Source organism: Sorangium sp. So ce117 (assembly GCF_051524395.1).
GTDB classification, from domain to species: domain Bacteria; phylum Myxococcota_A; class Polyangia; order Polyangiales; family Polyangiaceae; genus Sorangium; species Sorangium cellulosum_B.
Window position 1 is genome coordinate 524,425 of the sequence record NZ_CP150309.1, and the last position, 12,771, is coordinate 537,195.

Consider the following 12,771-nt stretch of genomic DNA (forward strand, 5'->3'; position numbering starts at 1 on the left):
TCCTATGCTCTGGGCGTGATCAGACGCTCCAGCCCGCGCAGCGGGATGTCCAGCCAGTCAGGCCGGTTGTTGAGCTCGTAGCCGACCTCGTAAATGCACTTCTCGAGCATGTAGAAGTCGATCAGGAGCACCGTGTCCGCGTCGCCCGCGGGCACGTACGGCGCCGTCTCGTCGGTCCGCGGCTCGGCGGTCGCCTGAGCGCGCGCGACCGTCTCCATGTATCCCGCGAGGTAGCTCGCGGAGATCCACGCCACCCAGGCGTCGGTCCACGGCTTGAGGACGGCGACGTCCTCGGGCCGGAGGCGAGCGTCCCGGAGCGCCGAGGCGCCGGCGTAGTCGAACGAGCGCAGCATCCCGCCCACGTCCCGGAGCGGGCCGCGCTTGTAGCGGCGCTCGTTCAGCGGCCTCGCCGGCTCACCCTCGAAATCGATCAGGATGAAGTCGTCGCCCGTCGAGAGCACCTGGCCGAGGTGGAAGTCGCCGTGCGTCCGGATGCGGGGGATGTCGAACTTCCTCGACACGATCTGCTGGAGCTTCGCGTTGATCTCGGCCTCGCGCGGCAGTATCGCCGACACCTGCTCCCGCACGTTCTCGGGGAGCGAGCGCTCGCGCTTCCTCAGCAGCGCGAAGGTGCGCGAGAGCATGCCGTGCGCCGACTGGAAGATCGACTGCTGGTGCAGCGTCGAGAACGACTGCTGCCCGAACGCGGGGTCTTTGCTGGGCTTGCCGAGCGTGAGGTGGAGCTGCGCGGTGCGCTCGCCGAGCAGCCGCATCCTCACGACCTCGGTCCCCATGAGCTGGTTCACGAGCGGCGGCGGCGTCGCGCGCGACGCGTCGACCAGCGTGCCGGCCGGCATCGGCGGCGCGCCCCCCTTCGCCGTCTCCTCGTCGGCGAGCACCCGCTCGAAGAAGCGGTTCAGCGCCTCGAGCGTGCTCGTCCACGCGTCGCTCTGGCTCTGCACGTACTCCTGGAGCATCGCCACCGTGGTCGCCTCGCGACCGCGGGCCTGGTACTCGATCGCCCCGGCGAGCCGCGCCGTGGAAGGGAACTGGTGCTCCGTCAGGTACCGGCCGATCTCGAGCTCCGGGTTGATGCCCTCCTCGACCTGCCGGAAGATCTTGAGGAGGAGCTTGTCGCCGTAGATGATGGTCGTGTTGCTCTGCTCGCTCTCGGAGATGCGCGCCGGGAGCTCTCCCTCGGCGCCGAGCGTCTCGAGCGTCGTCCCGAGCGGCAGCGCGTGGAGCTCGCCGAAGGAGCCCGTCGCGACCCCCTGCGCCCGGATCGCGGCGAGGACGAGCGCGGCGAACTCCGGGGTCGCCAGCGCGTCGTAGAGGACGCCCTCCGGCGCCGCCGCGCTCTCCGGCTCGGGATCGCGGATCGTGACGTCCGCGATCACCGCGTGGCGCGCGCGCGTCGCGAGCGTCCGCGCGTAGTCGCCGGTGGCGAAGCCGATCGGCACGACATACGTCTCCGGCGAGCCGTCCGTGTACTCGACGCGCGCGAGCAGGAGGTAGTGCTCCGCCGCGGTCTGCTCGCCGCGCAGGATCGGGATGACGTCCGCGAGGGTCGTGGCGCGCCGCGTGCGCGCCTTGCCGCGGAACCAGCGCCGCGCCGCGATGAACTTGCCGAGCGCCGGCTCGAGCACCTTGCGCCCCTCGGGGGAGAGGAGCGTCCGCCACGAGCCCTTCGTCGCGATCGCGGGCGCCGCCTCGGCGTCGCCCGCGGAGATCGCCGGCGTCGCCGGCTCGAGCGCGAACCAGAAGAAGTCGTGCGGACCGAGCGACAGGGAGTAACCGCGGCTCGTGATCTCCGGGAAGCGGCTCCTGCCGAACAGCTCGACAGGCACCATGCCCTCGAAGCGCGCGAGATCGAGCTCGACGTGCTGCGCGTACCGAGAGAGGTTCGCGACGATGAGCAGCCGCTCGTCCGCGTGCGCGCGGATGAACGCAAGCACCTTGCTGTTGTCCGGGTGCAGGAACTCGATCGTCCCGCGGCCGAGCACCTTGTTCTGCTTGCGCAGGGTGATGAGCCGCTTCATCCACCAGAGGAGCGAAGCCGGGTTCTGCTGCTGCGCCTCGACGTTGATCGCCTCGTAGTGGTACTCGGGGTCGATGATGATCGGCAGATAGAGCTTCTGCGGGTTCGCCCTGGAGAATCCGGCGTTCCGATCGGCGCTCCACTGCATCGGCGTGCGCACCCCGTCGCGATCGCCGAGATAGATGTTGTCGCCCATCCCGATCTCGTCGCCGTAGTAGAGGACGGGGGTCCCCGGCAGCGAGAAGAGCAGCGCGTTCATCAGCTCGATCCTGCGCCGCGTCTTCATGAGCGGGGCGAGCCGCCGGCGGATGCCCAGGTTGATCCGCGCCGTGTGCTCCTGCGCGTAGACGCGGTACATGTAGTCCCGGTCCTCGTCGGTCACCATCTCGAGCGTCAGCTCGTCGTGGTTCCGGAGGAACGTCGCCCACTGGCAGGTCTCGTGGACCACGGGCGTCTGCTTCAGGATGTTGACGATCGGGAAGCTGTCCTCGAGCTCGACCGCCATGAACATCCTGGGCATGAGCGGGAAGTGGAAGTTCATGTGGCACTCGTCGCCGCTCCCGAAGTACGCCGCGGCGTCGGCGGGCCACTGGTTGGCCTCCGCGAGGAGCATGCGATCGGCGAAATTCGCGTCGATGTGGCGCCGGAGCTTCCGCAAGAACTCGTGCGTCTCCGGCAGGTTCTCGCAGTTCGTCCCCTCGCGCTCGTAGAGGTACGGCACGGCGTCGAGCCGGAGCCCGTCGACGCCCATCTCCAGCCAGAAGTCGACCACCTTGAAGACGGCGGCGTGGACGTCCGGGTTCTCGAAGTTGAGATCGGGCTGGTGGGAGTAGAAGCGGTGCCAGTAATAGGCGTTGGCGACCGGATCCCAGGCCCAGTTCGATGTCTCGAAGTCCTTGAAGATGATCCGGGCGTCCTTGTAGCGGTGCGGCGTGTCGCTCCACACGTAGAAATCGCGCCAGCGCGAGCCCTTGGGCGAGGTCCGCGCCCGCTGGAACCACTCATGCTCGTTCGACGTGTGATTCAGGACGAGCTCGGTGATGACGCGGATGTCGCGGCGGTGCGCCTCGCGCAGGAGGCGGGCGAACTCGCGCCGGGTCCCGTAAGACGGGTTGATGTTGGCGTAGTCCGCGATGTCGTATCCGCCGTCGCGCAGCGGCGAGGGGTAGAAGGGCAGGAGCCAGATCGCGGTGACGCCGAGATCTTGGAGGTAATCGAGCTTGTCGACGAGCCCCTCGAAGTCGCCGATGCCGTCCGCGTTCGAGTCGCTGAACGCGCGGACATGGACCTCGTAGATGATAGCGTCCTTGTACCAGAGGGCGCTGCCTTCGGCGGGAGGGGGCTTTTGATCCTGGCTCATGGCTGCTCCGGCGATGCGCGTTGTCCGCGCGACGACGCCGGGCGCACAGGATACAGCGGCTCGGGCCCTGTGCGGCGTGAGCACGCCGCCCGGGCCAGAGGTGGCCAGGAGGCAAGGCACGCTGCGGAGTCCGCCACTGGGCGCGCACTGCCGTCCCCACGCAGATGACGCGGATCACGTGTATAGTTTAACTACTCGGGATTGCAAGACCACGCGTGCCCGACTTCGGTAGCACGCCACGCGCCGGGCGCAAAGCGGCGCGGTTGCGTTCGGCTTGCGTCCGGTTGCATCCGGTTGCGCTCGTTTGCGCTCGTTTGCGCTCGTTTGCGCTCGTTTGCGCTCGGGTTGCACCCCGCGCGCTGTCGAGATCGCTGCTTCGTGAGCTCGGCCCACACGTCGAACCGCAGCCGGTGTAAGAAGCGCTGGCACTCGTTCTGCGATCGGGCGAGCTCATGCCCATCGAAGGAGCATTCTCATGATGCGTGTCTTCCACGTACTCCCGCTCTCCCTCGCCGCGCTCGGAGCGCTCGCGTGCTCGTCGACCCCCGAGCCGACGATCGACCCGAACAACCCGTGCCCTCCGGGCCAGTGGTGCGCCTCGGCCGTGCCGACCACGCCGGCGACGGCGGTGCCCACGCCCACCACCACCGCCGCGCCCGCGGGCTCCGCCGCCACGCCGATCCCGCCGGTCGCCGCGGTGGCCGCGACGCCGATCCTGCAGGGGATGGGCACGACGGAGGCCCCGGGGATGAAGCCGGACGGCGGGCCGTTCGCGGGGCAGTTCCAGGAGGGCCAGGCGCTCGAGCAGCAGATCAACATCTCGCCCGGCAAGTGCTACACGGTCGTCGGCATCGGCCTCGGGGTCCAGGAGCTCGACATCCAGCTCGTCTCGCAGCCCGCGCCCGCGCTGCCGCCCGTCGTGCTCGCGCAGGACAGCACCACCGGCGCCGCGGCGACGCTCGGCGGCAAGGCCTCCGGCTGCTGGAAGAACCCGCTGCCGATCGGCGGTCCGGGCAAGGTGATCCTCAAGGCGACGAAGGGCGCGGGGCTCGCGGCCGCGCAGGTCTTCATCAAGTAACGCTCCCCCGCGCGGGCTGGCCGAGTCCGCCCGCACGCGAAGACGCCGGGCCATGCGCGTGCCGAGAGGCGCGCGCCTCGCGGGCGACTCTTCTATTCCCGCCGCCTTCCTCCTCCCCTAGAGCAGACCGACGCGGCCGTGGGCCGCGCGCGCGACTCCATGAGCGAGACCGTCTTCCTCGGCCCCGACGCCAGCAAGACCTGCGCGAGGCCGCGCTGGGAGTGGCTGTCGCCGCGCCTCCCCCCGGACCTCGAGCAGGAGGCGACGAGGCGCGTCGCGTGGATGGCGCTCTGCACGATCGTGGCGGGCTCCCTCGGCTTCCTCGTGTCGGAGATCTTCCCGGGCCTCGAGCTCGGCCCGTACCCGATCCGCGTCGCGGTCTTCCTGCCGTTCATGCTGGTCTCGGCCGCGCTCTTCGTCATCGCGCGGAAGGGGCTCCTGTCGCCGCCGCGGATCGTCGATCTCTCGTTCGCCTACAAGATCCTGGGCGCCGCGCTGCTCTCGGTCATCTCCAACGCGCAGCCGTGGCCGGAGGGGCCGGTGTTGCCGGGATGGCCGCCGGTGGCCGTCTGGGTGCTCATGTTTCCCATCATCGTGCCCGCCCCGAGCGTGCGCACGCTGTTCACCTCGACGCTGGCGATCCTCACCGATCCGGCCTGCCTCTGGGTGCTCGTCCGCTCGGGCTTCATGGAGCCGCCCTCGTACGAGGCGATGCTCCGCCGCTTCTTCCCGAGCGTCATCGCGCTCGCGCTCTCCGTCCTCGTGTCGCGCGTCGTCTTCGGGCTCGGGCGCAAGCTCGACGCGGCGCGGGAGCTCGGCAGCTACCGGCTCGTCGAGCGGCTCGGCGGCGGCGGTATGGGCGAGGTGTGGCGGGCGAAGCACCGGATGCTCGCCCGCCCCGCGGCCGTGAAGCTGATCCGGCCCGAGGCGTTCCAGGGCGAGCCATCGAGCAACGGCAACGCGAAGGCGCGGTTCGAGCGCGAGGCGCAGGCGACCGCCGCGCTCCGATCGCCGCACACGATCGGGATCTTCGACTTCGGCGTCGCCCGCGACGGCTCGTTCTACTACGTGATGGAGCTGCTCGACGGCATGGACCTCGAGACCCTCGTCAAGCTGGACGGCCCGCAGCCGCCCGCGCGCGTGGTCCACCTGCTCCGGCAGGCCTGCCACTCGCTCCACGAGGCGCACAAGGCCTTCTTCGTGCACCGCGACATCAAGCCCGCCAACCTCTTCCTGTGCCGCTACGGCGCAGATCTCGACTTCTTGAAGGTGCTCGACTTCGGGCTGGTGGCCCAGCGCAGGAAAGACGCGGACCCCTCCAAGCTGACGGCGGACAACGCGATCACCGGCACGCCCGCGTTCATGGCTCCGGAGGTGGTGATGGGCGACCACCCGATCGACGGCCGGACCGACATCTACGCGCTCGGGTGCGTCGCCTACTGGCTGCTCACCGGCGCCCTCGTGTTCGACGCCGAGACGGCGATGAAGACGATGTTGCTCCACGCGACGGAGGCGCCCGTCGCGCCTTCGAAGCGCGCGGCGCGCGCGATCCCGCCCGCGCTCGACCGCCTCGTGCTCGACTGCCTCGAGAAGGATCCCGCGCGGCGGCCGCAGTCGGCGCGCGAGCTGTCCGAGCGGCTCGCCGCGCTCCGCATGGACGCCGACTGGACCGAGCAGCACGCGGCGGCGTGGTGGGAGGCGGTCGCGCCGCCGTCGCTCTCGGGCCAGGCGGCCAGGGCGGCCGTCGACGCCTTCGGCTGAGCTCCGCGCGCGCCCGTTCCGGGTCCTCAGCGGATGTTGAAGTCGACCGTCATCAGCTGTCCGCCGCGCTCGATCGCGACGGACAGGCGGTTCGCGGTCCGGAGCCGCGCGTAGGCCTCCAGCGCCTTCTGGGGATCGGTGACGTCGAAGCCGTTGATCGACCTCAGGGTGTCTCCGCTCTCCAGCCCGAGCGTCTCCAGCAGCGAGCCTCGCCTGATCCTGAGCTTCAGCCCGACGACCTGGTCTCCTCGTCGCTCCGGGGTCACCCGGGCGGAGCGCATGAGGAGCGCCTGCTGCTCGAGGATCTGATCGACCGCCGCGCGGTCGACGTTGAACTCCGTGGCGCTCACCCGCCGGATGCGGGCGGCGATCTCCGGCGGGATCGAGTTCAGGTTGTTGTCGCTCCCGACCGGCCTCGCCTGAGGCCGGGGCTGCGGCGCGGGCGCCTCCTCGCGCGCGCTCTTCCCGAGCTTCCCGGCCTTCCCGAGCTGCATCTGACAGCGGGCGCCCCCCGCGGTGATCCAGACGCGGTCCCACGCGATGCGCGTGAGCGTGCCTCCCGCCGCGTCGCCGCCGAGCCGGCGGAGCTGCGTCTGCCCGTCGGGGCCCTCGATGGCCGCGAACGACCACGCGGCGTCCTGCGACGCCGCGATGAGCACCACGCGTCCGGCGTCGCAGGTCGGATCGCTCCACGGATCGCCGTGCGCCGCGGGCGCGCGCTCCTCGGGTGCGCCGCCCGGGGGCGGGAGGAGCGGCCCCGTCGCCGAGTCGAACGGGTTGCGCCGGAGGATCACTTCAGCGCTCGTCGCGTGGAGGCCGTCGCGCAACGCGCGGTGGGACGCAGGGGGCGTGGAAGAGAGCCTCGTGGCTCTGTCCGGGATGATCGTCCTCCCGATCAAGTGAGACACCCCCGACGCCTGAAAGTAGGCGGCGGACGCGATCATCGTGCCCGCGATCCACAGGAAGTGGTGCTTCACAGCCGCATCCAGGTCCACGGGTCCTGCTCTTTCTGGGGCTCGATCGCTGCCCGCGATCGAGGCGAGCGCCGCGCGCACGCCGACGTGGAGGCGACCGTGCACAATGTCGCCACCGACCCTCCCTCTCGGGACGCGCAGCACCGCGCGTGCCGGCCCGTCGCGCCGGAGCGCCCGCGCGAGCGCCTGTCAGAGCGCGCGCCTTGACCCGAACGGATCGGCGCGCGTCCACGAGCCGCGCGAGCGTCCACGAGCCGCGCGCGCCGCGGCGGCGCTCATCGAGAGGGGGATCGAGAGGAGGAGAGGGTGGGGCAGCGAGCGCCCGCGAGCGGCTCGCTCAGGGCTTCTTGTCGGGCGCCTTGGCGGAGACCGTCGTCCCGGGCTCACCGCGGCCGCGGCGGTACACCCAGGCGGCGAGGACCTTCCGGTCGTTCGCGGAGAGCTTCTCCTCGAACGCCGGCATGTGGCCTTCCAGGTCCTTCGCCATCGCGGCCGGCGGGTAGGCCTTGCCGCTGCCGGGGTTCGTGATCTGCGCCTCGATCCACGCGACCGAGGCCCAGCCGCGGAGCTCGGGGGCGGCCGACTCCTCGTCGTCGGTCTTGCCGTCGAGCCGGTGGCAGCTCGTGCACCGCTGCCGGACCATCTTCTCTCCGGGCGTCCCGGCGCCGGGCTCCCCGCGCGCCTGCCCCTCGAGGAACGCGGCGATCGTCTCCTGGTCGGCCGCGCTCATCGGCGTGAACACCTTCGCCGCCTCGGGATCCGCGGGCGGCTTCACCGCCGACGGCATCATCTCCTTGAACGCCGTCTTGCCGAAGAGGTGGTCGGCGTCGGGATCCCTCAGCACCTCGAGCGCCCAGGCCTTCGTCCCGAACCCGGTGAGGTCCGGCGCCGTCTGCTTGTCCTTGGGCGGCCCGAGATCGTTGAGCCGGTGGCAGCTCGCGCACTCCTTCTTGTAGAGGTCCTCGCCGCGCGTCTCCGGGTCGTTCCGGAGCATCGCGAGCGCTCCCTCGGGCGGGACGCCTTGCTTGAACAGCGCCACCGCGCGCGCGGTCCGCGCGGCGCTCTGCGCCTCCGAGCGCTGGAAGCCCTCGTCCTTCGCGTCCTTCACGAACGACTTCCCCAGCAGGCCGACGGCCCCGAGGCCGATCAAGAACAGCGGCGCGAGCGCCGGCAGCCGCGCCCGGAGCGGGCCGGGCTTCCTGTCGATGAACGGCAGCAGGGCAAGGTACAGCCCGACCACCCCCGGCAGGCCGACGGTCGCGATGAGCTCCAGCGAGCCAGGGAAGTACTTGCGCAGCTCGAAGAGCGGGCGGAAGTACCAGGCGGGGCGGGCGTTGTAGTCGCTGACGGGATCCGCGGGCGCCTCGAGCGGGGCGCCGTGCTCCATGGCCGCGAGATCGAACACGACGACCAGCACGAGCGCCACGGCCAGCAGGATCAGGCCGAGCTGCTTCGGGTAGAACCGATCCGCCTTGCCGAGGTCGGCGCCGTGCGGCGTGCCGAAGCCGTGCCTGCGGAACTGCGCGAAGCTCGCGGCGAGCAGCAAGGCCATGACCGCCGGCAGCACGAAGACGTGCAGGCTGTAGAGCCGCGTCAGCGTCAGGTGGCCGAGCGAGCTCCCGCCGATGACGAGCTGCTGCGTGAACGACCCGACCACCGGGACCGAGCCCATGATGCCCGTCTCGACGCGCGCGCCCCAGTAGCCGTCCTGGTCCCACGGGAGCGGGTTGCCCGTGAAGGTGAAGCCGAGGATCACGCCGAGCAGGCCGAGGGTCAAAAACCAGCCGATCTCCCGCGGCGCGCGGTACGCCCCGTGGAGCGCGATCCGCGCCACGTGGATCGCGACCAGGATGACGAGCGCCTGCGCTCCGAAGTAGTGGAGGCCTCGGATGAGCCACCCGGCGCGCAGGGTGAAATTGATGTGCGCGACGCTCGCCCACGCCGTGGTCGCGCTCGGGGCGTACGCCGACATGAGCAGCGCGCCCGTGACGACCTCGATGATCAGCAGCAGCGCGAGCGCGCCCCCCCACACGTAACCGATGCGCGCGCCGCCGGGGATGGGCGCGTCGAGGAACCGGCGCAGCGGCTCGCGGTGCCCTATGCGCTCGTTCAGCCAGTCGCCGAGGCTCATCCTGCGATCTCCTGGAGCTCGGCGACCCCGTCACGGTAGCGCCGGAAGTCCACCTCGAGCCAGCCGTCGACGACCCGCGTCGCGAGCGGATCCATGGGGCGCGGGGACGGCCCCGTCTCAGGCGCACCCGACAGGCCGAAGCGCGACGCGTGGCACGGGCAGTTGAAGGTCTTCTTGTCGTCGTTGAGCTCGATCCCGCAGCCGAGGTGGGGGCACGTGGCGCTCATCGCGCGGATCTTCTCGCCCTCCCGGATGACCCAGATCGCGCCGAGCATCTGGTCCTTCGCGACCGTGAAGGCGTCGCGCTCCTCGCCGATCACCTTGAGCCGCCGCGGCTCGCCCGGCGGGAGGTCCGCGAGGCGCCCGACCCGGACCCAGCGCTCGCGCCCGCCCGCGGCGCCGGCGCTGCCCGCGGCCGGAGCCGCGATGAAGCTCGCCGCCGGTACGGCGATCGCGCCGGCGCAGGCCAGACCGCCGATCGCCACGAGCGCCTTCAGGGCGCCACGCCGCTCCTCGGGGGCCGGGCCCGCGGACGGCGCGCCCGCGCTCGCGGGCACCCCGTGAGGCCCAGGTTCGTGCGGCAATCCATGTCCGAGGTACCCACCGGCACCAGGTTCCTTTTGCGTCGGCTCTGCCATCTCGTAGGCTCTCCCTCGCTCGCGCCGCTCTCCGAAGGCCGCCCAGACTGGAGCGGGGCCACCGGCGGCCGAAGCGGACGCAGCATATCGAAAACACAGGCGTAACGTTGAATCCTCGCCATCGCGCACATCGGGGCGATTGCGCTTCGGCCGGCACAGCCGAAAGTTCTCTTTCAGTTGTCCAGGTCCCGATGCCTCGTCCCGTCGCCGCAGCGCTCGTGATGTTCGCCGTGCTCGGGGCCTCCGCGTGTGCCGCTTCGCGTCAACCGCCGGCGTGTACGCGTCCCGACCTCAGCGGGTGCGCCATCGAGGACGTCTCGTTCGATGGCGACGACGTGATCAGCGGCGACGAGCTCGCCGCGCGGATCGCGACGGCCGAGAGCTCGCGCCTCCTCGGCGGCGCGTTCGAGCCCGTGCCGATCCTGAGCGTCTGGGACGCGCTCACGGTCGAGTACGAGCGCTTCGACCGGTTCGTCCTCGAGCGGGACCTGGCCCGCATCGAGCGGTACTACCGCGCGCGCGGGTTCTACGGGGCGCGGGTGCGGGCGGCGCGGGTGCAGCGCTTCGGCGGCCCCGGCAAGGAGGGGCGCGTGCGGGTGCGCATCGTCGTCTCCGAGGGCGCGCCGGTGAAGATCGCGTCGGTGGATCTCGCGTGGCGGGACTGGACCCTGGAGAAGGGCAGGGACATCGGCCGGCCGGTGACCGAGGCGAAGGACGAGCTCAAGGTCGGCGAGCGCCTGGACGAGGCTCGGTACGAGGAGCTCAAGAAGAGCCTGCTCCGGGTCCTCACGGATCGCGGCTTCGCCTACGCGAACGTGGAGGGGCACGTGGACGTCGACCTCGTGAAGAACGAGGCGCGGATCCGCTACACGATCGAGCTCGGCCCCGAGTGCAGGTTCGGCAAGGTCAAGCTGGAGGGGCTCGGCGAGCTGCCCGAGGGGCCCGTCAGGACGGCGATCGGCATCGAGGAGGGCGAGCGCTTCTCGACCGCGGATCTGGCGGACGCAGAGCAGGCGCTCGCCGACTTCGGCGTGTTCGGCTCCGTCGCCGTGAAGCCCGAGCTCGCGCCGCCCGGACAGCCCAGGAACCCGGTCGTCCCCGTGACCTTCTCCGTGCAGCCGTCCGCGCTCCGCGCCGTGAAGCTCGGCGGAGGCGCCGAGGTCGGCTCGCGCGTCGAGGCGCACCTCGTCGCCGGTTGGGAAGATCGCAACTTCCTCGGGGGGCTGCGCCGCTTCAGCGTCGAGGCCCGGCCGGGGCTCGTCTTCTATCCGGTGGAGTTCTCGAACCTGCTCGGCAAGGAGCTCGGGGACACCTTCCGCCTCCTGCCGGAGATCCAGCTCCGGTCCGAGCTTCGCCAGCCCGGGGCGATCGAGCGGCGCACGGCCGCGGTGCTGCGCGGCTCGTTCAAGCTCTACTGCCCCCAGACAGGTGAGTTCTGCACCAAGCCGGACAAGGGGGGCGCCGAGGAGGGGGAGTCAGGAGCTGCACCAGAGGCTGCCCAGGAGGCTCCGGAGCACGCGATCGTCGGCTACCGCGAGTACGTCGGTTCCATCGGCATCGAGCGGCCCTTCCTGAAATCGGACCTGAACGCGGCCCTCCTCTACAACGTCCAGCTGAACAGCCCGTTCACCTACAATTCGGCGCGGCTGCCCTCCGGGTTCGGGACCCTCTTCATCCCTTACCTCCAGGCGCTCGTGTCCTATGACCGCCGGCTGAACGAGGCGGGGAAGCCCGATCGGGTCACCCCCCATCACGGCTATTACATCGCGCTGGACACGCAGCTGGCCGGCTATCTGGCGTTCGACACCGCGATCGCTGAGGCCCTGGTCGGCGAGAAGGCGCAGGACGAGCGGGACAGGCGGTTTCACTCCGCGCGCGACATCCGCCTTCAGCCCGAGTTTCGCGCCTACTTCCCTGTTTCAAGGAGATGGACGCTGGGTTTCCGCCTGATGACCGGGTGGCTGTTCACGGGCGACTACGGCGACGCCTCCGTGGATCCTGCCCAGTGCGACGCCCTCGCGGGCGTGGACAGGGACCGTTGCCGGAGAGACGTGGGGGCCGACCTTCAGCTGATGCAGTTCCGCGGGTTCTTCAGCGGCGGCGCGACCAGCAACCGCGGATACGGGTACAACGAGGTCGGCCCGCACGCCCGCGTGCCGAGCCTGACAGCCGGCGACAGCGCCGACGAGGAGGACGCCCCGCTGGTCCCCATCGGAGGCCGTCTGCTGTGGGAGACGAGCCTGGAGCTGCGGATACCGCTCGGCGAGAGCTTCGGTACGGTGATCTTCGCCGACGCCGGCGATGTCACCCGGGAGCACCGGCTGTTCCGCTCGGGAGCGCAGCGCCTGCACGTCTCGGCGGGCTTCGGGCTGCGCTACGTCACGCCGGTCGGACCGCTGCGCTTCGACGTGGGCTACCGCATCCCCTGCTTGCAGGTGCTCGGCGTCTGCAAGGAGACAAAAGCAGCAGGCTGGCCCGAGGACGAGCGGCCCCCGGGCAAGCTGTTCGATGTGCTGCCCATCGCCGTGAACCTGGCGATCGGCGAGGCGTTCTGACGTGGGGTGATCCCTCCGGCGGGCGCCGGAGGGCGGTGGGGCCCGCGCATTCGGGCAGGCCGCGGGCGATCAGCCCTCTTCTTCTTCGACGTTCCAGGCGGACAGCGCGGTCATCCCGATGGCGACCGAGCAGAGGCAGCAGAGGGCAGGCTCCTCGAACCGGAGCTCGTCGCCGCGCGACCATACGTAGAGGCCGCGTCCGTGGGGCTCCCCCGTGATGGCCACGTTGCACACGT

General features: G+C 70.9%; 8 protein-coding genes. 3 read left to right on the forward strand and 5 right to left on the reverse strand.

The genetic code is table 11. The annotated features are described in order from the left end of the window. Positions 1–2 precede the first annotated feature (2 nt). Entirely contained in the window at positions 3–3,398 is a 3,396-nt protein-coding gene (gene treS / locus WMF46_RS02020; protein WP_437984048.1) for a maltose alpha-D-glucosyltransferase, read from the reverse strand. A 475-nt stretch (positions 3,399–3,873) separates the two neighbouring features. On the opposite strand from treS, the gene WMF46_RS02025 reads away from it, so the two are divergent. Together WMF46_RS02025 and WMF46_RS02030 are read left to right on the forward strand one after the other, a co-directional pair. Then, positions 3,874–4,476, forward strand: a complete 603-nt coding sequence (locus WMF46_RS02025) for a hypothetical protein (protein WP_437984049.1) — start codon at positions 3,874–3,876, stop codon at positions 4,474–4,476. 159 nt (positions 4,477–4,635) lie between these two features. Further along, positions 4,636–6,237: a serine/threonine-protein kinase gene (locus WMF46_RS02030; protein ID WP_437906769.1), complete on the forward strand. Its 1,602-nt coding sequence runs from the start codon at positions 4,636–4,638 to the stop codon at positions 6,235–6,237. A gap of 26 nt (positions 6,238–6,263) precedes the next feature. Here the strand turns inward: WMF46_RS02030 and gspC are convergent, their stop codons facing one another. The 3 genes from gspC to WMF46_RS02045 all read right to left on the reverse strand — a co-directional run bounded on the left by gspC (position 6,264) and on the right by WMF46_RS02045 (position 9,926). After that, positions 6,264–7,232: a type II secretion system protein GspC gene (gene gspC, locus WMF46_RS02035; RefSeq protein ID WP_437984050.1), complete on the reverse strand. Its 969-nt coding sequence runs from the start codon at positions 7,230–7,232 to the stop codon at positions 6,264–6,266. Positions 7,233–7,548: 316 nt separating this feature from the next. Next, entirely contained in the window at positions 7,549–9,342 is a 1,794-nt protein-coding gene (locus WMF46_RS02040) for a cytochrome b N-terminal domain-containing protein (RefSeq protein ID WP_437984051.1), read from the reverse strand. After that, positions 9,339–9,926: a ubiquinol-cytochrome c reductase iron-sulfur subunit gene (locus WMF46_RS02045; protein WP_437984052.1), complete on the reverse strand. Its 588-nt coding sequence runs from the start codon at positions 9,924–9,926 to the stop codon at positions 9,339–9,341. Before WMF46_RS02045 ends, WMF46_RS02040 begins: the two co-directional genes overlap by 4 nt. A 245-nt stretch (positions 9,927–10,171) precedes the next feature. Between WMF46_RS02045 and WMF46_RS02050 the strand changes: the two genes are divergently transcribed. Beyond that, complete coding sequence (locus tag WMF46_RS02050) at positions 10,172–12,535, forward strand: autotransporter assembly complex protein TamA (RefSeq protein ID WP_437984053.1); 2,364 nt, start codon at positions 10,172–10,174, stop codon at positions 12,533–12,535. 69 nt (positions 12,536–12,604) lie between these two features. Here WMF46_RS02050 and WMF46_RS02055 read toward each other — a convergent pair whose 3' ends face one another. Next, positions 12,605–12,760 (reverse strand): hypothetical protein, encoded by a 156-nt coding sequence (locus WMF46_RS02055; protein WP_437531283.1) that lies wholly within the window; start codon positions 12,758–12,760, stop codon positions 12,605–12,607. Positions 12,761–12,771: the final 11 nt, after the last annotated feature.

Bases quoted from the DNA above. Each gene is read 5' to 3' on its own strand.
- treS (WP_437984048.1), bottom strand. From the start codon at position 3,398: ATGAGCCAGGATCAAAAGCCCCCTCCCGCCGAAGGCAGCGCCCTCTGG.
- WMF46_RS02025 (WP_437984049.1), top strand. From the start codon at position 3,874: ATGATGCGTGTCTTCCACGTACTCCCGCTCTCCCTCGCCGCGCTCGGA.
- WMF46_RS02030 (WP_437906769.1), top strand. From the start codon at position 4,636: ATGAGCGAGACCGTCTTCCTCGGCCCCGACGCCAGCAAGACCTGCGCG.
- WMF46_RS02040 (WP_437984051.1), bottom strand. From the start codon at position 9,342: ATGAGCCTCGGCGACTGGCTGAACGAGCGCATAGGGCACCGCGAGCCG.
- WMF46_RS02050 (WP_437984053.1), top strand. From the start codon at position 10,172: ATGCCTCGTCCCGTCGCCGCAGCGCTCGTGATGTTCGCCGTGCTCGGG.